The following is a 20,967-nucleotide window of genomic DNA, read 5'->3' as shown; positions in this document are numbered from 1 at the left end:
GATACGAGAGCGCACCCGTGCGTGAAAACGCTAATAGTGCACGGTTTTGATGGATTGCGTATGGGTTCTCCCGGATGTAACAGCGCTTGCACTCCATAGGATCTCGCCATTATGATTGAGTGCTCACTCATTAAAGGTATCGAACGTGGCCCGTCCGCGCAGTCCCGACAAGCATGAAGCCATTCTCGCCGCGGCCGCACGCGCGCTCGCCGAGGACGGCGCCACCGCGACGACCGCGCGCATCGCGCGGCTCGCCGGCGTCGCGGAAGGCACGGTGTTCACGTACTTCGAGACCAAGGACGCGCTGCTGAACGCGTTGTATCTGAGCCTGAAGGCCGGGATGCGCGAAGCGATGATGGCCGGTTTTCCGGAACACGCGCCGGTCGAGCAGGCCGTGCGGCATGCGTGGAACGGCTATGTGTCGTGGGGCGTCGCGGATCCGGACGGGCGGCGCGCGCTGCAGCAACTCAACGTGAGCGGGCGCATCGACGATGCGCATCGCGCGGCCGGCGCCGAAGGCTTCGGCGGGATCAATGCGCTGCTGCGCGAGCAGGTCGCCGCTTCGGGCGCGCTGAAACCCGACGAAGCGTATGCGTTCTGCGCAGCGTTGTTTACGTCGATCGCGGAAACGGCGATGGAGTCGATCGCGCGCGATCCGGCGCGGGCCGACGCGTACCGGGAGGCCGGGTTTCGCGCGTTGTGGGCCGTGTTGCACGCGGTATAAGGCAACGGTTGCCGTCGAGGCGGCGTGTGCGGTTTCACGCTCACGTGCCGCGGCGATGACGAGTGGCGGGTTTCAGGCAGGGCGATGGCGGCCATGAACGACCGCTGCATCGTCGTTATTAATGAGTGAGTAATCATTCATTTTTGTGGTTTCACCACGATCAAGGAGTGGAAAATGTCGAAAGTCTGGCTGGTAACAGGGGCCGCGCGCGGCCTGGGGCGAGCAATTTCGGAAGCCGTGCTGGCAGCGGGCGACCGGCTGGTGGCCGGCGCGCGCGATCCCGCGCGGCTGGCCGATCTGGCCGAGCGTCATGGCGATCGATTGCTGCCGGTCGCGCTCGACGTCACCGACGAAGCGGCGGCCGCGCGGGCCGTCGCGGCGGCGCGCGACGCGTTCGGCCGCATCGACGTGCTGGTGAACAACGCGGGCTACGGCCACACGGTGCCGTTCGAGCAGATGGGCGCCGACGATTTCCGCGACCAGATCGAAACGAACCTGTTCGGCGTGATCAACCTGACGCGTGCGGTGCTGCCGTCGATGCGCGCGCAGCGCGCGGGACACATCTTCCAGGTGTCGTCGGTCGGCGGGCGCTCGTCGACGGCCGGCTTGTCCGCGTATCAGGCCGCGAAGTGGGCGGTCGGCGGGTTCAGCGACGTGCTGTCGAAGGAAGTCGCGCCGTTCGGCGTGCGCGTCTGCACGCTCGAGCCGGGCGGGATGCGCACTGACTGGGCTGCGCAGGCGAAGCGCGGCATCGACGGCCTGCTGCCCGACTACCGGCCGTCGGTCGGGAAGATTCTCGAACTGCTCGGCGCGTATGGCGGCCACGAAGTCGGCGATCCGGCGCGGATCGCGGCGCTGATCGTCGAGCTGTCGCGCCGCGAGGATGTGCCGATGCGTTTGCTGCTCGGCGGCGACGCGCTGTTCGTGTGCGAGCAGGCGGAGAAGCAGCGCGCGGAAGAGGCCGCGCGGTGGCGCGACACGTCGCTGTCGACGCAGTTTCCGGATGCGAAGCTGCCGGACGGGCTTGAGGTGCTGAAGGGGCTGGAGTGAGCGCTGACATTGGCGCTGCTGTCGGGTGCGCGTGAGCAACTGGCCGATGCCGGCGCGTGCACCGGCGCGCCGGCATCGCCCGGCCGCGCTGATGCGATCGACGGGCGCTGCCGTGACGTCAATCGGCGGGCGCGACGAGCCGCCGCGTCCCGTCCGCGCGGCTGAACGGCCGAACGGCCGAACGGCGAGGGCGCTCAGCGCCCCAGCGCGTAGAACTCCGCATTCGGCCGCATGTTCGTCACGTTCGCGATGCGGTTGGACATGGCGAAGAACGCCGAGATCGCCATGATGTCCCACACGTCTTCTTCGACGAAACCATGCGCGTTGAGCACGTCGAAGTCTGCTTCTCCAACCTGATGCGCGGCCTGCGACACCTTCATCGCGAAGTCGAGCATCGCCTTTTGCCGGGCGGTGATGTCGGCCTTGCGGTAGTTGGTGGCGACCTGGTCGGCGATCAGCGGATCCTTCGCGCGAATGCGCAGGATCGCACCGTGCGCGATCACGCAGTACTGGCACTGGTTCACGCTGCTGGTGGCCACGACGATCATCTCGCGTTCGGCCTTGCTCAGGTTGCCCGGTTTGTCCATCAGCGCGTCGTGGTAAGCCATGAATGCGCGAAACTCGTCGGGGCGATGCGCGAGTGTCAGGAACACGTTCGGGATGAAGCCCGACTTTTCCTGAACGGCCGCGATGCGTTCGCGAACGTCCTCGGGCAAGTCGTCGAGCGCGGGTACGGGGAAGCGGCTGATGGGTGCGGTGTTCGGGGCGGTCATGAGGTCTCCTGGATAAAGTGGCGCGGGCGCGCTCGATGCGCGAGCGGCCGGCCTGCAAAAGAAACGCCGGTGGCCGTCAGCGGCGTCATGCGTTGACGTCGACGACGATGCGGCCGCGAACCTTGCCGGCGATCAATTCCCCTGCAAGCGGGATGACGTCGCCCAGGCCGACCTGGTGACCGATCGCGCCCAGCTTCTCGACGTCGAGGTCGGACGCGAGCCGTCGCCACGCTTCCAGGCGGTCGGCGCGCGGGCACATGACGCTGTCGATGCCGACGAGCGTGACGCCGCGCAGGATGAACGGCATGACGGTCGCGGGGAAATCCATGCCGGCGGCCAGGCCGCAAGCCGTCACGACGCCGCGGTACCGCGTGGTCGCGCACACGTTGGCGAGCACGTGGCTACCTGCTACGTCGACCGCGCCGGCCCATCGTTCCTTGCCCAGCGGCCTGCCGGGTTCGCTGAATAGCGACCGCTCCAGGATCTCCGCCGCGCCGAGCTGCCGCAGGTAGTCGGCGTCGGCGGGGCGGCCCGTCACGGCGACGACGCGGTATCCGAGCTTGGCGAGAATGGCCGTGGCGACGCTGCCCACGCCGCCTGCCGCGCCGGTCACCACGATCTCGCCGTCGCCCGGGCGCACGCCATGCCGCTCCAGCGCCATCACGCACAGCATCGCGGTGTAGCCTGCCGTGCCGATGGCCATCGCCTGTTGCGGCGAAAAGGCGGACGGCAGCGGCACCAGCCAGTCGCCATCGACGCGGGCTTTCTGCGCGAGGCCGCCCCAGTGCGTTTCGCCGACGCCCCAGCCGTTGAGCACGACCCGGTCGCCGGGGCGATAGTCCGGGTGCGTGCTCGCTTCGACTTCGCCAACGAGATCGATGCCGGGCACCATCGGGAACGTGCGGACCACCGGGCTCTTGCCGGTGATCGCCAGCCCGTCCTTGTAGTTCAGCGTCGAATAGCCCACGCGTACCGTGACGTTGCCCGCGGGCAACTGCGCGTCGTCCAGTGTCTGGAGCCGGGCTTGCTGGCCGGTTTCATGCCTGTCGATCACGATGCCTTGAAACATGTGTCCTCCTTTCTAGACCGATCGTCTAGTTAATGGCAAAAAAATTCAGCGGCGGGGCAGTCCATCGAAGAAAAACTGCGCGAACAGCGTCAGCGGCCCGTCGCTGCGCTCCAGCTTCGCGCGCAGCACGGCGCCTTCCCAGCCGATCCAGAAGAATGCGGCCAACTCGGCGGGATCGGCCGAACCGGCCAGTTCGCCGGCTTGCTGCGCGGCGGCCAGGCATTCGGCGAGGCGGCGTTGCCAGTCCTCGAACGTAGTGCGCAGGCGTGCGCGGAAACTTTCGGGCAGCGCGCACATTTCCTGCCCGAGGTTGCCGATCAGGCAGCCGCGGCTGTAGGCGTAGTGGGCCATGGCGTCCCGGGCATCGTCGACGAACGCGTGCACGCGCTGCAGCGGCGAACGTGCCGGGTCGCTGAAATGACGGTCCAGCTTGCGCGCGAAGAAGTCGGCATAGCGGTCGATCAGTTCGAGACCGAACGCTTCCTTGCTGTCGAAGTAGTGATAGAAGGAGCCCTTGGGCACGCCGGCGCGACCGAGGATCTCGTCGAGCCCGCTGGCCGAAAAGCCCTTCTCGGTGAGCACTTCCAGCCCGGTGCGCAGCAGCATGTCCCGCGTGGCGACGAGGTCCTCGTGCTGTTTCGGTGGCCTGCCGCGACGGCGAGGCGGATCGGTTTGAACGTCCATTCGCGAATAATAGACCGTTCGTCTCAAAAATCAACGGGTCGTGTATTGAGCGTGCCGGGCATCGTCGATCCGGTAAGTCGTACTCGTATTAACCCTGATTAAAAGATCTTATCGCGGTGAAAAATTCAGCATCTTATTGAAGCGATATCGGCTCGCTATAGTGGCTCGCTTTCCCGCACGCACCGTCCGCGTGCGGCCGACACGCAGACACACAGCAGGAGCCCCTTGATGACCACCGATACCCGATTCACCGAAGTCGAGGATCTGATGCCCGCCGCCGGCGGGTTGCGCGAGATCCGTCACCACATCCATCACCATCCCGAACTCGCGTACGAAGAGCACGACACGGCCGCGCTCGTCGCCGAGAAGCTCGAACAGTGGGGCTGGCAGGTGACGCGCGGGGTCGGCAGGACGGGCGTGGTCGGCACGCTGCGCGTGGGCGACGGCACGCGCAGCATCGGCATCCGCGCCGACATGGACGCGTTGCCGATCGTCGAGGCGACGGGGCTGCCCTATGCGAGCGGCACGCACGGCAAGATGCACGCCTGCGGCCACGACGGCCACACGACGATGCTGCTCGGCGCCGCGCAGCATCTCGCGAAGACCCGCAACTTCTCTGGCACCGTGCACCTGTACTTCCAGCCGGCGGAAGAACACGGCGTCGACAGCGGCGCGAAGAAGATGATCGACGACGGCCTGTTCGAACGCTTCCCGTGCGACGCCGTGTTCGGCATGCACAACCATCCGGGCGCGGCGCCCGGCGTGTTCCTCACGCGGCGCGGCCCGTTCATGTCGGCCGGCGACAAGGCGATCATCACGATCGAAGGCGTCGGCGGCCACGCGGCGCGGCCGCACCTGACGGTCGATCCGGTGGTCGTCGCGGCGAGCATCGTGATGGCGCTGCAGACGATCGTCGCGCGCAACGTCGACCCCGCGCAGCCGGCGGTCGTCACGGTCGGCTCGATGCATGCGGGCACCGCGAACAACGTGATCCCGAACGGCGCGCGCCTCGAACTCAGCGTGCGCTCGTTCAGCCCCGACGTGCGCGCGCTGCTCAAGCGCCGCATCGTCGAGCTGGCCGAAACGCAGGCCGCGAGCTATGGCGCGAGCGCGAACGTCGAATACATCGAGGGCTATCCGGTCGTCGTCAATACGGATGCCGAAACGGATTTCGCCGCGCAGGTGGCGCGCGAGCTGGTGGGCGACGCGCACGTGGTCGAGCAGACCGATCTGCTGATGGGCAGCGAGGATTTCGCGTTCATGCTGCAGCAGCGGCCGGGTTCGTTCGTGCGGCTCGGCAACGGCGAAGGCGAGGACGGGTGCATGGTGCACAACCCGAAATACGACTTCAACGACCGCAACCTGCCGATCGGCGCGGCGTTCTGGACGCGTCTCGTGGAGCGTTACCTGGGGCGGTGAGGCCGGCGGCGAGGCGAGCGGCCGGCGCGGCCGGCCGCATTGAGAGGAGACGATAACGATGCAGAAAGACTATCTCGCGCTGCACCCCGCTTCGACGGGGGTTGCCGAAACCAGCACGCCGGGCGCGCCGGCCGTCACGCGGCGCGGCGCGATCGCCGCGGCCGTGATCGGCAACTGGCTGGAATTTTTCGATTTCACCGTGTACGGCTTCTTCGCGGTGCTGATCGGCAAGCTGTTCTTCCCGTCGAGCGACCCGACCACGTCGCTGCTGCTGTCGGTCGCGACGTTCGCGGCCGGCTTCTTCACGCGGCCGCTCGGTAGCGTCGTGCTGGGCGTCTACGCGGACCGCAAGGGGCGCAAGGCCGCGCTGAACCTGACGATCATGCTGATGGCGCTCGGCACGGGCCTGATCGCGATCGCGCCGACGTATGCGCAGGTCGGCGTGGCCGCGCCGCTGCTGGTGGTGTTCGCGCGGCTGATGCAGGGCTTCTCGCAGGGCGGCGAATTCGGCGCGGCGACGTCGACGCTGCTCGAACAGGGCGGCACGTCGCGCCGCGCATTCCGCGCGAGCTGGCAACTCGCGACGCAGGGCGGCGCCGCGCTGATGGGCTCGGGCTTCGCGGCGCTGCTGTCGAACACGATGACGAAGGATGCGCTCGAAAGCTGGGGCTGGCGGCTGCCGTTTCTCGTCGGCGTGCTGATCGCGCCGGTCGGGATGGTCCTGCGTCGACGGCTCGCCGACGATGCGCCCGGCGACAGCCATCACGGCATCGAACGCGGCGTGCTGCACGAGCTGTTCTCGAAGCACACGCGCACGGTGCTGCTGCTGATGCTCACGGTGATGGGCGGCACGGTGTCGACCTACATCCTGACGTTCTACATGCCGACCTACGCGATCCACACGCTCGGCCTGCCGATGAAGCTGTCGATGTTCGTCGGTGTCGCGTCGGGCTGCGTGATGCTGGTCACGTGCCCGCTGTTCGGCTGGCTGTCGGACCGGCTGGGCAGCCGGCGCCTGCCGATCTTCGTCGGCCGCGGCGTGCTGGTCGCGCTGCTGTTCCCGGCGTTCTGGCTGATGAACCATCATCCGACGTTGTCGGTGATCCTGCCGCTGACCGCGCTGATGCTGCTGTTCTATTCGCTCGGCTCGGCATCGGAAATGGCGCTGATGTGCGAGTCGCTGCCGCGCCACGTGCGCGCGACCGGCATCTCGATCGCGTATGCGCTCGCGGTGACGCTCTTCGGCGGCAGCGCGCAACTGATCGCGACGTGGCTCGTCAAGACGACCGGCAGCAAGCTCGCGCCGGCCGGCTACGTGGCCGCGTGCGTGGTGCTGTCGCTGATCGCGGTGGCGATGCTGCGCGAGACGGCGCGGGATTCGCTCGACTGACGCAAAGCATCGCGCAGCACGACGGGCGGCAAGCGGCGATACGCGCTTACCGCCCGCGCACCACCCTCAGGTACGACGCGAGCATCGTCGCGAGTTCCTGCGCGGCCGGCGTGAGCGGCACGGCCGCGCGCTGCAGCAGACAGATGTCCTGCGATTCGGCCTGTTCGCGCACCGGCACCTTCGCGAGCGCGCCGGCAAACGGCCCGTGCCGCGTCACGGCTTCGGTTTCGAGCGACAGGCAATCGGTCTGCGTGACGAGCTGCAGCGTCTCGAACATCCCTTCGACGGTGGCGAGGATCCTAGGCGGCGGCAGGCCGTGCAGGTCGAAGTACGCGAGCAGGCGGTTGACGACGGGGTCGGCGCTCAGGTTCGGCGAGCGCGTCGACACCCACGCGTAGTCGGCCAGTTCGGCGAGGGACTGCGCATGCATCGCCGGATGCCCGTTGCGGCACACGACCACCGGCGCCGATGTCCGCAGCGGCGTGACCGCGAGATCGGTCGTGTCGGTCTGCTTCGCGACGAGCGCGATCGCGAAATCGACCGCGCTTTCCCGCAGCCAGCCGATCATCATCCGCGACGTGCCGGTGCGCAGGTGCACGTCGACCTTGTCGAAGCGCGCGCGGAACGCGCTCAGCACGGGCGCGAACGCGTCGATCAGCGGCTCGGCCACGAGGCCGAGCGTGACGGTGCCTTCGTACGCGCCGCTCAGTTGCCGGATCTCCCGCTCGACCTGCTCGCATTCGCCGAGGATCGAACCGGAGCGCGCGAGCAGCCGCTGGCCGACGGCCGTCGGCACGATCCCGCGATTGGTGCGCGTGAACAGCGTCGCGCCGAGCGTCGCCTCGAGGCTCTGCAGCTGCTGCGTGACGCCGCTTTGCGCGAGATCGAGCGCGCGCGCGGCGGCGCGCAGGCTGCCGTGCTCGACGACGGCCTGGAAGATGCGGAGCTGGGAGAGCGTGAACGCCATGGGCAAGCGCGAGGCCGGTGATCGGGAAATGTGATCATGATAAGGCAGCGGGCGATTCCGGCGGGGGCGCGGGCGCACTACGATCACAGACAGTCCGGCTCGCGCCGTTTGTCCCTCGTCCCGCCCTTCGTCGACCATGAAACGCACCCTCATTCCGCTCGTTTCCCTGTGCCTTGCGCTTGCGGCCAGCGCCGCGCACGCGCTCGATGCGCGCCCGGTGCGCCTCGGCATCGATCCGACCTATCCGCCGATGGATTCGAAGGCGCCCGACGGCAGCCTGAAGGGCTTCGACGTCGATCTGGGCAACGAGATCTGCCGCCGCGCGCAGTTGCGCTGCCAGTGGGTCGAGCTCGAATTCTCCGGGATGATTCCCGCGCTGCAGGCGCGCAAGATCGACGCGATCCTGTCGTCGATGGCGATCACCGAGAAGCGCGAGAAGCAGATCCTGTTCTCGTCGAAGCTGTTCCGCTTCAAGTCGCGGCTCGTCGCACGGCCCGGCAGCGGCGTCGACAGCACCACCGCGTCGCTCGCGGGCAAGCACGTCGGCGTGCAGTCGGGCACGCAGTTCGAATCGTGGGCGCTCGCGCACTGGGCGCCGGCCGGCGTCAACGTGGTGCCGTACAAGAGCCAGGACGACGTGTTCGCCGATCTCGCCAACGGCCGCCTCGACGCGGCGTTGCTCGGCACCGTGGAAGCCGACTACGGTTTCCTGCGCACGCCGAAGGGCAAGGGCTTCGCGTTCGTCGGCGCGCCGCTCGACATGGGCGATCGCGGTGTCGGCATCGGCATGCGGCAGTCGGATACGGCGCTCAAGGCGTCGATCGACGGCGCGATTGCGTCGATGCTGAAGGACGGCACGTACGAGCGGATCGCGAAGAAGTATTTCGACTTCAACCCGTACGGCGACTGAGCGCCGCAGCCTGCTGCCGTCTTCACCCGCTTCCCCGTTTTCATCCGTTCGAGACCATCGATGCAGATTCGCACCACGCCGCTCCTGTCGCCGTCGCTCGGCACGCAGCGCACGCTGACGAGCTTTCATTTCGGGCCGGCCGGCACCGGCCGCAAGATCTACCTGCAGGCCGCGCTGCACGCGGACGAGACGCCCGCGATGCTCGCGGCGTTCGTGCTGAAGCAGCGGCTCGCGCAGCTCGATGCCGAAGGCCGGCTCGCGGCCGAGATCGTGCTCGTGCCGGTCGCGAACCCGGTCGGTCTCAATCATCATCTGCTCGGGCAGTTCATCGGCCGTTTCGATCTCGCGAGCGGCCGCAACTTCAATCGCGGCTTCCTGCCGCTCGCGGAGATCGCCGCGCGTGCGCGCGACCGCCTCGGCGACGACGGTGAACGCAATCGCGCGATCGTGCGCGAATGCGTGGGCGCGGCGCTCGACGAGATCGCGCCGCGCACCGAATTCGATGCGCTGCAGCTGGCGCTGCTGAAACTGTCGCTCGACGCCGATGTGGTGATCGACCTGCATTGTTCGCTGGAAGCGGTGATGCACGTGTACACGAGCGGCACCGCATGGCCGGAAGTCGAGCCGCTCGCGCGTTATCTCGGCGCGGAGGTGTCGCTGCTCGCCGAAGATTCGGGCGGGCACGCGTTCGACGATGCGCATCACCTGCTGTGGTCGCAATTGCGGCAGCACTTGCCGGCAGGCACGCCGATGGCGGCGGGCGCCGTGGCCGTGACGGTCGAGTGCCGCGGCCAGCGCGACGTGACGTACGAACATGCGGAACGCGATGCCGATGCGCTCGTCGACTATCTCGTGTGGCGCGGCGCGGTGCATGGCGAGCGCGCGCCGCTGCCGCCGCTCGCCGCGCCGGCCACGCCGCTCGCGGGCAGCGAGCAGTTCTACGCGCCGATGAGCGGGATACTCGTGCACCGCGCCGCGATCGGCGCGACGATCCGCGCCGGCGATCCGCTGTTCGACATCGTCGATCCGCTGACGGATGCGATCACGACGATCTCGAGCGGCACCGACGGCGTGTTCTACATGCGCCGCGCGATCCGTTTCGTGACGGCGGGTGCGCCGCTTGGCCGCGTGACGGGCACGGTGCCGGTGCGCAAGGGGATGTTGCTCGGTGCATGAGGGGCGCGGTGTCCTACCGGTGTGCGACGTAATTTCGTTCTTGTCAAATTGACCGGGTTTGCGCGCATCACTAAATTGTGTCGCGCGGAGTTTGCTCCGTGTTCCGTGAGAAGAACGTTGCAACAGAGTCAGAGTATTGAGCGGGCGGCCGGGTGCCGCCCGTCTTTTTTTCGGGAATCGCGGTGTCGCCGATCCGGCAATCGAGCCGGATGTTGGCCGGGTTCGCGGGGGAAGCGCCGTGCAGGCGCGGCCAACCTCGCGTGGCGCGCGCCCCTTCGCTCACCCGCGCCGCGCGACCAGCTCCGATACCGTCTGCGCGGCCTGCTGCAGCGGCCCGAGAAACTCCTTCACCATCTGCTTCGCGGTATGCCGCTGCGCATTGCCGCTGATGTTCATCGCGGCGATGATCTGCCCGCGCCGGTTGCGGATCGGCGCGGACAGCGACATCAGGCCCACTTCGAGTTCCTGGTCGACCACGGCCCAGCCCTGCTGGCGCACCTGTGCGATCGCCGCCTTCAGTTCGCCGAGGTCGGTGATCGTGCGCGGCGTATGCGCGCGGATGCCGCTTTGTGCGAGCGTTTCGTCGAGCGTGGCGTCGTCGAGCGCGGACAGCAGCACGCGGCCCATCGACGTGCAGTACGCGGGCAGCCGGCTGCCGATCGACAGGTTGATCGTCATGATCTTACGGGTCGGCACCCGCAGCACGTAGACGATCTCGGTGCGGTCGAGCACGGCCGCCGAGCAACTCTCGTGGATCTGCGCGGACAACTGCTCCATCACGGGATCGGCGAGATTCCAGAACGGCATCGACGTGAGGTACGCGAAGCCGAGCTCGAGGATCTTCGGCGTGAGCCGGAACAGCCGGCCGTCGGCCTCGACGTAGCCGAGCGTCTGCAGCGTGAGCAGGATCCGGCGCGCGCCCGCACGCGTCAGGCCGGTGGCCGATGCGACCTCGGTGAGCGTCTGCTCCGGGCGTGCCGCGTCGAACGCGCGGATCACCGCGAGGCCGCGCGCGAACGACTGCACATAGGAATCGCCGGGTTTCGTCTGGGTGTCTTCGGTTGTCATGAGCGGGTGGAATATCGTGCAGCCGAGAAGATAGCGCATGGGGCCCGACACGCCAACCGCACGGCGGAGCGGGCGCTTGACAGGTCGTCCCCGCACTCCCTATGATGCGTTGACGTTCGATACACGATCTTATGTTCGTATATAGAACATTTAAGCGCATCCCGTCGGGCAATGCAAGGGGCGCGCCCTGTTCATTCCCCAGCCTGCCCTGGGACCGGAGACACTGATGACCGAAGCTTTTCTGTGTGATGCGATCCGTACGCCGATCGGGCGTTACGGCGGTGCACTGTCCGGCGTGCGCGCCGACGACCTGGGCGCGGTGCCGCTCAAGGCGCTCGTCGAGCGCAACCGCGACGTCGACTGGACGGCGATCGACGACGTGATCTACGGCTGCGCGAACCAGGCCGGCGAGGACAACCGCAACGTCGCGCGCATGTCGGCGCTGCTCGCGGGGCTGCCGCAAGGCGTGCCGGGTTCCACGATCAACCGCTTGTGCGGTTCCGGGATGGATGCGGTCGGCGTGGCCGCGCGTGCGATCAAGTCCGGCGAGGCCGCGCTGATGGTCGCGGGCGGCGTCGAGAGCATGACGCGTGCGCCGTTCGTGATGGGCAAGGCCGCGAGTGCATTCGCGCGCCAGGCCGACATCTACGATACGACGATCGGCTGGCGCTTCGTCAATCCGCTGATGAAACAGCTGCATGGCGTCGATTCGATGCCGGAGACGGCCGAGAACGTCGCGGTCGACTACAACATCAGCCGCGCCGATCAGGATCTGTTCGCGCTGCGCAGCCAGCAGAAGGCCGCGCGTGCGCAGCAGGACGGCACGCTCGCCGAGGAAATCGTTGCGGTCACGATTCCGCAGAAGAAGGGCGATCCGGTGGTGGTGTCGCGCGACGAGCATCCGCGCGAGACGTCGCTCGAAACGCTGGCGAAGCTGAAGGGCGTCGTGCGCCCGGACGGCTCGGTGACGGCCGGCAACGCATCGGGCGTCAACGACGGCGCCGCCGCGTTGCTGCTCGCGAACGAAGCCACCGCGAAGCGCTTCGGCCTGACGCCGCGCGCACGCGTGCTCGGGATCGCGACGGCCGGCGTCGCGCCGCGCGTGATGGGCATCGGCCCCGCGCCGGCCACGCAGAAGCTGCTCGCCCGGCTCGGGATGACGATCGACCAGTTCGACGTGATCGAACTGAACGAGGCGTTCGCATCGCAAGGTCTCGCGGTGCTGCGCATGCTCGGCGTGGCCGATGACGATCCGCGCGTGAACCCGAACGGCGGCGCGATCGCACTGGGTCATCCGCTCGGCGCGTCGGGCGCGCGTCTCGTGACGACCGCGATGTATCAGCTGCATCGCACGAACGGCCGCTTTGCGCTGTGCACGATGTGCATCGGCGTCGGCCAGGGCATCGCGATCGCGATCGAACGCGTCTGACCGGCGTCTCGTGGCGAAGCGGCCGGATACGGGCTGCTTCGCTGCTTTGCTGCGTCACAGTTTCCGAATCGATGCGCGGCACGAGAATCCTCGTGCCGCGCATCGTCGTTAACCGGCCTGCGACAACAGCTTGAGGCGCGCATCGCGCGCGTCGATCCCGGTGTCCGCGAACGCTTCTTCACCCGCGTGCCGGTGCGTCAGGCGGTCGGCCCTTCCAGATGAATGTCTTCCGGCTCGAGCGCGTACAGCGCCGGGTCGGGCGATGCGCTGACCGTGAAGCCGAGCCGCAGGTAGAAGTCGATCGTGTTCTGCGACGGCGTGGCGGACACATACAGGCGTGCAGCGCCCATCGCGCGCGCCTGCTCGCGGGCCGCGCGGTAGAGCTGCTCGCCGAGCCCGCAGCCGCGCCAGTCGCGGCTCACGTGCAGGAACTTCAACTGCAGCATGTCGCGGTGCGGGCCGAGCGGCTCGCTGTCGACGACGACCGCCGCGACGAGCCGTGCGCCGTCGAACATGCCGAGGCACCAGCCGCCGCGATCGTGGCAGTCGAGCAGGATCGGCGTGTAGTGGTCGGCTTCGCCGTCGGGCCAGCCCGCGACGTCGTAAAAGTCGGGAACGAGATGGAGCGCGCCGTCGCGCAGCACATATAGGTGTTCGATGATCTCGCGCCGGTCGATGGTCCACACGAGCGGCACCTCGTCGCGCGTGAGCAGGCGGGCGGAAAGCGCGTCGCGTTCGGCGGCGGTGCGGCGCGTCATGCGGCCTCCCGATGCGCGGCGATCGCATACATCAGCGGCAGGCGCGGCATGCCGTCGGGCGGCGCCATCCGGCGGCCGTCCAGCTCGCGCATGCCGTCGAAGCCCTTCCAGCCGTTCGCATACGGATATTCGGTCAGGCGGTCGATCGCGAGCCCGGCCGATACGAGCGCGTTCACGACTTCGCCGATACCCCACATGAACTCGTAGCTCGGATGCGGGTTCGCGAAATCGACGACGCCCGGATGGTCGTGCAGCGCGCCGAGCCCCGTGCCGGATGCGGCGACGTAATCGCCGACACCTGTCGGCTCTTCGGTCGCGTCGCCGTTGAAATAGTCGTAGTGCGGCTTCCAGTGTTCGTCGAAAACCAGCGCAAACGGATGGAACTCGACCATCGCGAAACGGCCGTCCGGCGCGAGCGGCGCGGCGATCCCGCGTGCCCACGCGTTCAGGTCGGACAGCCAGCAGAGCGCGCCGTACGACGTGAACACGCGATCGAAGCGCTCGCCGCGTGCGGCGGCCTCGGGCATCCAGTCGAGCAGGTCGGCGCGCTCGAAACGCGCGGGCAGGCCCGCGTCGGCCGACAGTTGCCGTGCGAACGCGATGGCTTCGTCGGAGATGTCGACACCCGTCGCATCCGCCCCTTCGCGCACGAGGCTCAGCGTGTCCTGCCCCGCGTTGCACTGCAGGTGCAGGAGCCGCAGCCCCCCGATGTCGCCGAGCAGTTCGCGTTCCTCCGGAAAGAGCGTCGAGCCGCCGTCGCGGAAGAACGCGGCCTGATCGCCCTTGTGACTGTTATGTGCGACTGTCGCCGTATTCCAGGACAGCCGATTCAGTTCGTGCAATGCCTTTTTCATCGAATTCGAATGCCGATTGAATGGAGCAGGATAAACGGAATCGTTTCGCCGTGTGCAACGGCTGACGGCAATGGCATGTCGTGCGGTTTGGCCGGGCAGCGTGGCGTGACATGCGGACGTGCACGTTCTGCGATTATTGCCGGATTATTTGATCGAAATCATGGCGGCGGCAGAATTGAATATTTTATGCGAAGAAAGGGTAAGGTTTTTCCCCAATATGCCGACAGTACGATGAAGACTGTCGTAAAGCGATAAACCGTTTTTCGGCTACTGAGCGTGAAGTCAGCGCGGCGCGGACGTCAGATCCGCTTTTCGGAGCCTTGCATGCGCAATAACCAGCCCGTTACCCAACAGGAATTCGATTTTTCCGACGACGTCACGTTGATGTCGACGACCGACGCAGACAGCATCATCACCTACGCCAACACGACGTTCGCGCAGGTGAGCGGCTTCACGAACGAGGAACTCGTCGGCCAGCCGCACAACGTGGTGCGCCACCCGGACATGCCGCGCGAAGCGTTTGCCGACATGTGGGCGACACTCAGGCGCGGCGAGCCGTGGACCGCGCTCGTGAAGAACCGCCGCAAAAACGGCGATCACTACTGGGTTCGAGCTAACGCGATTCCGGTGATGCGCAACGGCGAGCCGCAGGGCTACATGTCGGTACGCACGAAGGCGCCGCACGATGAGTCCGAGGCCGCTGACGCGCTGTATCGCGCGTTCCGCGAAGGCAAGGCCGGCCAGCGCCGGTTCCACAAGGGGCTGGTGATCCGCACGGGGCTGCTGCGTATCGCGTCGCTGTCGCAGACGATGTCGGTGCGCGCGCGCGTGCATTCGGCGCTGTGCGTGCTCGCGCCGGCGGTCGTCGGCGCGGGCTGGGCGTGCGGGCTGGCCGGTGGCGGCCTCGCGGCGTTTGCCGGCGTGACGGTCGGCGTGGCGGCGGCGGCCGGCCTGTGGCTCGATGCGCAGATCGTGCGTCCGCTGAAGCGGCTGCACGAGCAGGCGCTGAACGTCGCGACCGGTGAAAGCCGGCGCGGCGTGCGGATGAACCGCGTCGACGAGATCGGCATGACGCTGCGCACGATCAACCAGCTCGGGCTGATGTTCCGCTGGCTCGTCGACGACGTCAGCGAGCAGGTGCTGAACGTGCAGCGCGCGAGCAACGAGATCGCGCAGGGCAACAACGACCTGAGTGCGCGCACCGAGCAGGCGGCGTCGAGCGTGCAGGAGACGGCCGCGTCGATGGCCGAGATGACGGCGACGGTCGACAGCAACGCGGAGACCGCGCTGCAGGCGAACCGGCTCGCGATGTCGGCCAGCGAGGCGGCCGGGCGCGGCGGGCAGGCGGTGGGCGAGGTGGTCGCGACGATGAGCGACATCACCGCCAGTTCGCGCAAGATCGCCGACATCATCGGCGTGATCGACGGCATCGCGTTCCAGACCAACATCCTTGCGCTGAACGCGGCCGTGGAAGCGGCACGCGCGGGCGAACAGGGGCGCGGCTTCGCGGTGGTTGCCGGCGAGGTGCGGGCGCTCGCGCAGCGCAGCGCGAATGCGGCGAAGGAGATCAAGACGCTGATCGGCGCGAGCGTCGAGCGCGTCGAATCGGGCGCGCGGCGGGTGGACGAGGCGGGCAAGACGATGGAGGACATCGTCGCGCAAGTGAAGCGTGTGTCGGATCTGATCGCGGAGATCAGCTCGTCGACGGCCGAGCAGAGCACCGGCGTGTCGCAGGTCGACCAGGCGGTGGTGCATCTGGACAACATCACGCAGCAGAACGCGGCACTGGTCGAGCAGAGCACGGCGGCGTCGGAGAGCCTGAAGCAGCAGGCGACGCGTCTCGTGGATGCGGTGAACGTGTTCCGGTGATCGTCAGGGCGCGCATGCAATGTGCGCGCCCGATCCATGCATCGTGATTGACGCGCGCAATATGCGTTCAGGTTTTACCATTCAATAAAAAATGCACTAAACGCAAAATATTCGTATTGAATATTTTGCGTTTATGCATCGACCTGATATTGGGTAAATTGCGCTGAATGATCAGACGAATGGCCGTCGAACCGTTTCCTGGCCTGGTGTTTAGTTTCATCCATAAACGAATTGTTTGGTAAAAGAAAGATTATGCATTTTTAATGCATATTTTCCCGAATACACCATCATGTTTTCGTGGAATGTGCCGAAAGCGCAGGTGTCAGACCAACGCGCATGCGGATAGACCGAAATGCGCGGGGTCGCGAATCAATCGACAAGCGGACGCAAGATCCGTTACCCGGAGCTCCACACCATGCGCAACAACCAGCCCGTCACGCAACGCGAATTCGATTTTCCCGATGACGCGACGCTGATGTCGACCACCGACGCGAACAGCTACATTACCTACGCGAACGCGGCATTCATCCAGGTCAGCGGATTTTCCCCCGAAGAGATCGAAGGTCAGCCGCACAACTTGGTGCGCCACCCGGACATGCCGAAGGAGGCGTTCGCCGACATGTGGGCGACGCTCAAGGGCGGCGAGCCGTGGACCGCGCTCGTGAAGAACCGCCGCAAGAACGGCGATCACTACTGGGTGCGCGCGAATGCGATTCCGGTGATGCGCAACGGCGAGCCGAAGGGCTACATGTCGGTGCGCACGAAGGCGACGCGCGACGAGATCGCGGCTGCGGAGGCGCTCTACAAGGAATTCCGCGAAGGGCGCGCCGGCAACCGGCATTTTCACAAGGGGCTGATCGTCCGCAAGGGCGTGGCCGGTTTCACGTCGCTGTTCCAGACGATGTCGGTGCGCGCGCGGCTTCATCTGTCGCTGTGCGTGCTCGCGCCGGTCGTGGTGGCCGGCGGGTGGGCGTGCGGGCTGGCCGGCGGCGGGCTCGGGGCGTTCGCGGCGGTGACGGCCGGCGCTGCGGCTGCTGCGGGGCTGTGGCTCGATGCGCAGATTGCGCGCCCGCTCATGCAGTTGCGCGACGAGGCGTTGCGCGTGGCGACCGGCGAGAGCCGTAGCGGCGTGCGGATGAATCGGGTCGACGAGATCGGCATGACGCTGCGCACGATCAACCAGCTCGGGCTGATGTTCCGCTGGCTCGTCGACGACGTCAGTGAACAGGTGCTGAACGTGCAACGCGCGAGCAACGAGATCGCGCAGGGCAACAACGACCTGAGTGCGCGCACCGAGCAGGCATCGACGAGCGTGCAGCAGACGGCGGCGTCGATGGCCGAGATGACGGCGACCGTGTCGAGCAATGCGGAGACGGCGCTGCAGGCGAACCAGTTGTCGGTGTCCGCGAGCGAAGCGGCGGGGCGCGGCGGGGAGGCGGTGAGCGAGGTGGTCGCGACGATGAACGAGATCACCGCCAGTTCGCGGAAGATCTCGGACATCATCGGCGTGATCGACGGCATCGCGTTCCAGACCAACATCCTTGCGCTGAACGCGGCGGTCGAAGCCGCGCGGGCCGGCGATCAGGGGCGCGGCTTCGCGGTGGTTGCCGGTGAGGTGCGGGCGCTCGCGCAGCGCAGCGCGAATGCGGCAAAGGAGATCAAGACGCTGATCGGTGCGAGCGTCGAGCGCGTCGAATCGGGCGCGCGGATCGTCGACGGCGCGGGCAAGACGATGGAGGACATCGTCACGCAGGTGAAGCGCGTGTCGGACCTGATCGCGGAGATCAGTTCGTCGACGGCTGAACAGAGCACGGGGGTTGCGCAGGTCGACCAGGCGGTGGTGCATCTGGACAACATCACGCAGCAGAACGCGGCGCTGGTCGAGCAGAGCACGGCGGCGTCGGAGAGCCTGAAGCAGCAGGCGACGCGGCTGGTGGAGGCGGTGAACGTGTTTCGGTGAGCGCGGCTTGCCCCGTTGGCCTTCACGCATTTCGACCGCCCTCATGCGTGGAGTGCGCCGTTCAGTCGCAAACCGAACGGCGCGACCGGCCAGGCTGGAGATTTTCCGGCCGGTCGGATTAACCGATGCTCACACCGTGGGCTTCCGCCAGAGGCTTCAGGCCGCCGGCGAAACCTTGTCCGATCGCCTTGAACTTGAATTCGTCGTTGTGGCGATACAGCTCGCCGAAGATCATGGCGGTTTCGTTGGAAGCGTCTTCGGATAAGTCGTAGCGGGCGATTTCCTTGCTGTCGGCCTTGTTGACGACGCGGATATAGGCGTTGCTGACTTGACCGAATGACTGCTTGCGGGCCTCGGCATCGTGAATCGTGACGGCGAAGACCAGCTTCTTCACGTCTGCCGCCAGGCCAGTGAGCTTCACGTTGACCTGCTCGTCGTCGCCATCGCCCTGGCCGGAACGGTTGTCGCCCAGGTGCTCGACGGAACCGTCGGCGGACTTCTTGTTGTTGTAGAAGATGAAGCTGGCGTCGCTCAGGACTTTGCCGCTTTCACCGGTGACGAAGATCGAGGCGTCGAGGTCGAACTCGGTGCCGTCGGTGACTCGCGGGTCCCAGCCCAGGCCGACGACGATTTCGCTCAGGCCCGGAGCCTCTTTCGACAGGGAGACGTTACCGCCTTTGGACAGACTTACAGCCATGGTGTGATTCCTTGTTCAGGTGAGGAGACCGTTCAGAAGTTCATGCCGTAGCCATTGGCCAGGGCACGCAGGCCGCCGGCGTAGCCTTGGCCAACGGCGCGGAATTTCCACTCGCCGCTGCTGCGGTACAACTCCGCGAAGATCATTGCGGTTTCGGTGGAGGCGTCTTCCGCCAGGTCGTAGCGGACCACCTCGGCACCGGAGGTCTCGTTCACGACGCGGATGAACGAATTGCTGACCTGGCCGAAGTTCTGCTTGCGCGCTTCGGCGTCGTGGATGGTGACCGTGAAGGCGATCTTGTCGATATCGGCCGGAACGCGACTCAGGTCGACCTTGAGGACTTCGTCATCGCCGTCGCCAGCGCCGGTACGGTTGTCGCCGGTATGTTCGACAGAACCGTCCTGGCTGCGCAATTGGTTGTAGAAGATGAAGTCGGCTTCACCGCGGACTTTGCCGTTGGCCCCCAGCAAGAACGCGCTGGCGTCCAGATCGAACTCGGTGCCGTCGGTCGCACGCGGGTCCCAGCCCAGGCCAACCAGGATCCTGGTCAGGCTCGGATCGGTTTTGGATAGCGAGAGGTTGCCGCCTTTTTGAAGAGTCAGTGCCATGAAAACAGCTCCTTTGGGTTGTGACGGGTTACTGATTTTCGGCATGCGCGTCTTCCTTTTTCGGGAAGATCACGCTGGCCAGGATTCCGATAGCCAGGACTATCAGTACGATGAGCAGGCTGGTGTTCGGGGAGATGCTGATGCCGTGGTGGAACAGATGGTCGGTCGCGTTCAAGCCCAGCTTCGCTGCGATGAAGAACAGCAATACGACTACTGCCTTTTCCAGATGCACCACGTAGCGCTTCAGCGCTTCCAGGACGAAATACAGGGTGCGAAGGCCAAGGATTGCGAACAACATCGCCGAGTAGACGATCAAGGGTTCGCGGCTGACCGCAATGACTGCCGGGACCGAGTCGAATGCGAACAGGACGTCGGACACTTCGATCACCACCAGGCAGAGGAATAGCGGGGTGGCGAAGAGGTTGCCTTTCGCCGCCAAGCTCTTGTCGTTCCCGGCCGTCCGTACTTCCGCCTCGAGCTTCTTGCGGCTCACGAAAAAGTTGTGGCCGTGCAGCCTGGGCCATACCGGGAAGAGCTTTTTCGCGAAGCGGCAAGCAAGATGCTGCGAGTAATCCTTCGCCTCGTCATCGTCGTCACCACCCTTGAGCATCATGACGGCGGTCCACGCGACGATCAGCGCGAAGACGATCTCGACCCAGGGTCCGAATGCAAGCAGGCCGGTACCGATGACGACAAAGACCCCACGGAACACGATGGCCCCGATGATCCCCCAGTGCAGGATGCGGTGACGCAAGCCGTCCGGGACCTTGAACCAGGCGAAGATCGCCATGAACACGAACAGGTTGTCGACAGAGAGGACCTTCTCGAGTGCATAACCGGTAAGGAACAGGCTGGCCACTTCTGCGCCATGCTGCACATACAGGAAGCCGGCGAATGCAAGGGAGATGGCCACCCAGAATACCGACCAGATGGACGCTCGGGCGAGGGTGATCGGCTTGTCGTCGCGGTGGGTAACCATGTCCAGCAGCAGGGCGGCCAGCGCCAGACCGATGAATACCGCCATGGTCAACGGCGGGAAGCCAATGTGTGTCGTTTCCACGTTTCGGTTTCCTACAGTTCGAAGTCAACCGGGTTCAAGCCGAGCTCCAGGCAAATCAGGCGGCAAGCTGCTTTTTCCTTGTCGTCGAAATGGCCGTCGGATGCACCAATGGCACAGGCCACGCGCACCAGCAAGCGTGCTTCGCCGTCCTTGCCCTTGATCTTGCCGATGGCCTTGAGCGCCTCGGCCTGGCCGATCTGGAAATCGAATTCGAACTTGCCGCAGGCGTCGCTGAACACCTTGATCACGTCGTTCAGGTTGAAGACTTTCAATTCAGGAGAGTTGTTGATGAAACCGACCATCTTCAGCTTCTCTTCGGATTTGATCTCGCCATCTGCGGCGGAGATCAGCGCGCAAGCGTTGGCGGTTGCCTCCATGAACGTTCGGTTCTTGAATTTGGCGACTTCGATGGTCAAGGTTTCGCGGGCTTTGGCCGCGTTGGTTTTCAGCCAATCGAGCATGGGTTTCCTCTCAGTGAGCGGGGCCGGACGGCCCCGCCGGT

General features: G+C 66.2%; 20 protein-coding genes. 9 read left to right on the top strand and 11 right to left on the bottom strand.

What is annotated here, in order from left to right; translation table 11 throughout:
- Positions 1–145 precede the first annotated feature (145 nt).
- Together HWX36_RS13465 and HWX36_RS13460 are read left to right on the top strand one after the other, a co-directional pair.
- A complete protein-coding gene (locus tag HWX36_RS13465; protein WP_175952587.1) occupies positions 146–724 on the top strand; it encodes a TetR/AcrR family transcriptional regulator in 579 nt (192 codons plus the stop codon).
- A 174-nt stretch (positions 725–898) separates the two neighbouring features.
- Positions 899–1,774 carry an SDR family NAD(P)-dependent oxidoreductase gene (locus HWX36_RS13460; RefSeq protein ID WP_175952586.1) on the top strand — a complete coding sequence of 292 codons (876 nt, stop codon included), beginning with the start codon at positions 899–901 and terminating at the stop codon, positions 1,772–1,774.
- A gap of 194 nt (positions 1,775–1,968) precedes the next feature.
- Here HWX36_RS13460 and HWX36_RS13455 read toward each other — a convergent pair whose 3' ends face one another.
- From HWX36_RS13455 to HWX36_RS13445, 3 genes are all read right to left on the bottom strand, one after another.
- Positions 1,969–2,547: a peroxidase-related enzyme gene (locus HWX36_RS13455; protein ID WP_175952585.1), complete on the bottom strand. Its 579-nt coding sequence runs from the start codon at positions 2,545–2,547 to the stop codon at positions 1,969–1,971.
- A gap of 85 nt (positions 2,548–2,632) precedes the next feature.
- Positions 2,633–3,616: an MDR family oxidoreductase gene (locus HWX36_RS13450; RefSeq protein WP_175952584.1), complete on the bottom strand. Its 984-nt coding sequence runs from the start codon at positions 3,614–3,616 to the stop codon at positions 2,633–2,635.
- A gap of 45 nt (positions 3,617–3,661) precedes the next feature.
- Positions 3,662–4,300 (bottom strand): TetR/AcrR family transcriptional regulator, encoded by a 639-nt coding sequence (locus HWX36_RS13445; RefSeq protein WP_175952583.1) that lies wholly within the window; start codon positions 4,298–4,300, stop codon positions 3,662–3,664.
- A 228-nt stretch (positions 4,301–4,528) separates the two neighbouring features.
- Between HWX36_RS13445 and HWX36_RS13440 the strand changes: the two genes are divergently transcribed.
- Together HWX36_RS13440 and HWX36_RS13435 are read left to right on the top strand one after the other, a co-directional pair.
- Positions 4,529–5,719 carry a M20 aminoacylase family protein gene (locus HWX36_RS13440; protein ID WP_175952582.1) on the top strand — a complete coding sequence of 397 codons (1,191 nt, stop codon included), beginning with the start codon at positions 4,529–4,531 and terminating at the stop codon, positions 5,717–5,719.
- Between the two features lie 58 nt (positions 5,720–5,777).
- Complete coding sequence (locus HWX36_RS13435; RefSeq protein ID WP_175952581.1) at positions 5,778–7,109, top strand: MFS transporter; 1,332 nt, start codon at positions 5,778–5,780, stop codon at positions 7,107–7,109.
- Between the two features lie 46 nt (positions 7,110–7,155).
- Here HWX36_RS13435 and HWX36_RS13430 read toward each other — a convergent pair whose 3' ends face one another.
- Positions 7,156–8,076 carry a LysR substrate-binding domain-containing protein gene (locus HWX36_RS13430; protein WP_175952580.1) on the bottom strand — a complete coding sequence of 307 codons (921 nt, stop codon included), beginning with the start codon at positions 8,074–8,076 and terminating at the stop codon, positions 7,156–7,158.
- 136 nt (positions 8,077–8,212) lie between these two features.
- Between HWX36_RS13430 and HWX36_RS13425 the strand changes: the two genes are divergently transcribed.
- Positions 8,213–8,986 carry a transporter substrate-binding domain-containing protein gene (locus tag HWX36_RS13425; protein ID WP_175952579.1) on the top strand — a complete coding sequence of 258 codons (774 nt, stop codon included), beginning with the start codon at positions 8,213–8,215 and terminating at the stop codon, positions 8,984–8,986.
- Positions 8,987–9,046: 60 nt separating this feature from the next.
- Positions 9,047–10,162 (top strand): succinylglutamate desuccinylase/aspartoacylase family protein, encoded by a 1,116-nt coding sequence (locus HWX36_RS13420; RefSeq protein ID WP_175952578.1) that lies wholly within the window; start codon positions 9,047–9,049, stop codon positions 10,160–10,162.
- A gap of 279 nt (positions 10,163–10,441) precedes the next feature.
- Here HWX36_RS13420 and HWX36_RS13415 read toward each other — a convergent pair whose 3' ends face one another.
- A complete protein-coding gene (locus HWX36_RS13415) occupies positions 10,442–11,230 on the bottom strand; it encodes an IclR family transcriptional regulator (RefSeq protein WP_175952577.1) in 789 nt (262 codons plus the stop codon).
- Positions 11,231–11,456: 226 nt separating this feature from the next.
- Here HWX36_RS13415 and pcaF point away from each other — a divergent pair, with 226 nt between their 5' ends.
- A complete protein-coding gene (gene pcaF / locus HWX36_RS13410; RefSeq protein WP_175952576.1) occupies positions 11,457–12,659 on the top strand; it encodes a 3-oxoadipyl-CoA thiolase in 1,203 nt (400 codons plus the stop codon).
- A 197-nt stretch (positions 12,660–12,856) separates the two neighbouring features.
- Here pcaF and HWX36_RS13405 read toward each other — a convergent pair whose 3' ends face one another.
- Positions 12,857–13,417, bottom strand: coding sequence for an N-acetyltransferase (locus HWX36_RS13405; protein ID WP_175952575.1), 561 nt, complete (start codon positions 13,415–13,417; stop codon positions 12,857–12,859).
- Entirely contained in the window at positions 13,414–14,271 is an 858-nt protein-coding gene (locus HWX36_RS13400; RefSeq protein ID WP_175952574.1) for a class I SAM-dependent methyltransferase, read from the bottom strand. Before HWX36_RS13400 ends, HWX36_RS13405 begins: the two co-directional genes overlap by 4 nt.
- Positions 14,272–14,595: 324 nt before the next feature.
- On the opposite strand from HWX36_RS13400, the gene HWX36_RS13395 reads away from it, so the two are divergent.
- On the top strand, positions 14,596–16,140 hold the full coding sequence (locus tag HWX36_RS13395) for a PAS domain-containing methyl-accepting chemotaxis protein (RefSeq protein WP_175952573.1): 1,545 nt from the start codon (positions 14,596–14,598) through the stop codon (positions 16,138–16,140).
- 415 nt (positions 16,141–16,555) lie between these two features.
- Positions 16,556–18,100: a PAS domain-containing methyl-accepting chemotaxis protein gene (locus HWX36_RS13390; protein WP_175952572.1), complete on the top strand. Its 1,545-nt coding sequence runs from the start codon at positions 16,556–16,558 to the stop codon at positions 18,098–18,100.
- A gap of 118 nt (positions 18,101–18,218) precedes the next feature.
- Here HWX36_RS13390 and HWX36_RS13385 read toward each other — a convergent pair whose 3' ends face one another.
- From HWX36_RS13385 to HWX36_RS13370, 4 genes are read right to left on the bottom strand one after another with little or no spacing between them, the layout of a single operon-like run.
- Positions 18,219–18,797, bottom strand: a complete 579-nt coding sequence (locus HWX36_RS13385; protein ID WP_175952571.1) for a TerD family protein — start codon at positions 18,795–18,797, stop codon at positions 18,219–18,221.
- A 32-nt stretch (positions 18,798–18,829) separates the two neighbouring features.
- Positions 18,830–19,405, bottom strand: a complete 576-nt coding sequence (locus HWX36_RS13380) for a TerD family protein (protein WP_175952570.1) — start codon at positions 19,403–19,405, stop codon at positions 18,830–18,832.
- A 28-nt stretch (positions 19,406–19,433) separates the two neighbouring features.
- Positions 19,434–20,465, bottom strand: a complete 1,032-nt coding sequence (locus tag HWX36_RS13375; protein WP_175952569.1) for a TerC/Alx family metal homeostasis membrane protein — start codon at positions 20,463–20,465, stop codon at positions 19,434–19,436.
- 11 nt (positions 20,466–20,476) lie between these two features.
- Positions 20,477–20,926 (bottom strand): tellurite resistance TerB family protein, encoded by a 450-nt coding sequence (locus HWX36_RS13370; protein ID WP_011353886.1) that lies wholly within the window; start codon positions 20,924–20,926, stop codon positions 20,477–20,479.
- Positions 20,927–20,967 lie beyond the last annotated feature (41 nt).

Source organism: Burkholderia sp. BCC0405, assembly GCF_902833075.1.
GTDB lineage: Bacteria > Pseudomonadota > Gammaproteobacteria > Burkholderiales > Burkholderiaceae > Burkholderia.
Note: the sequence above shows the minus strand (reverse complement) of the source record. Positions and strands in the feature narration are given on the sequence as shown.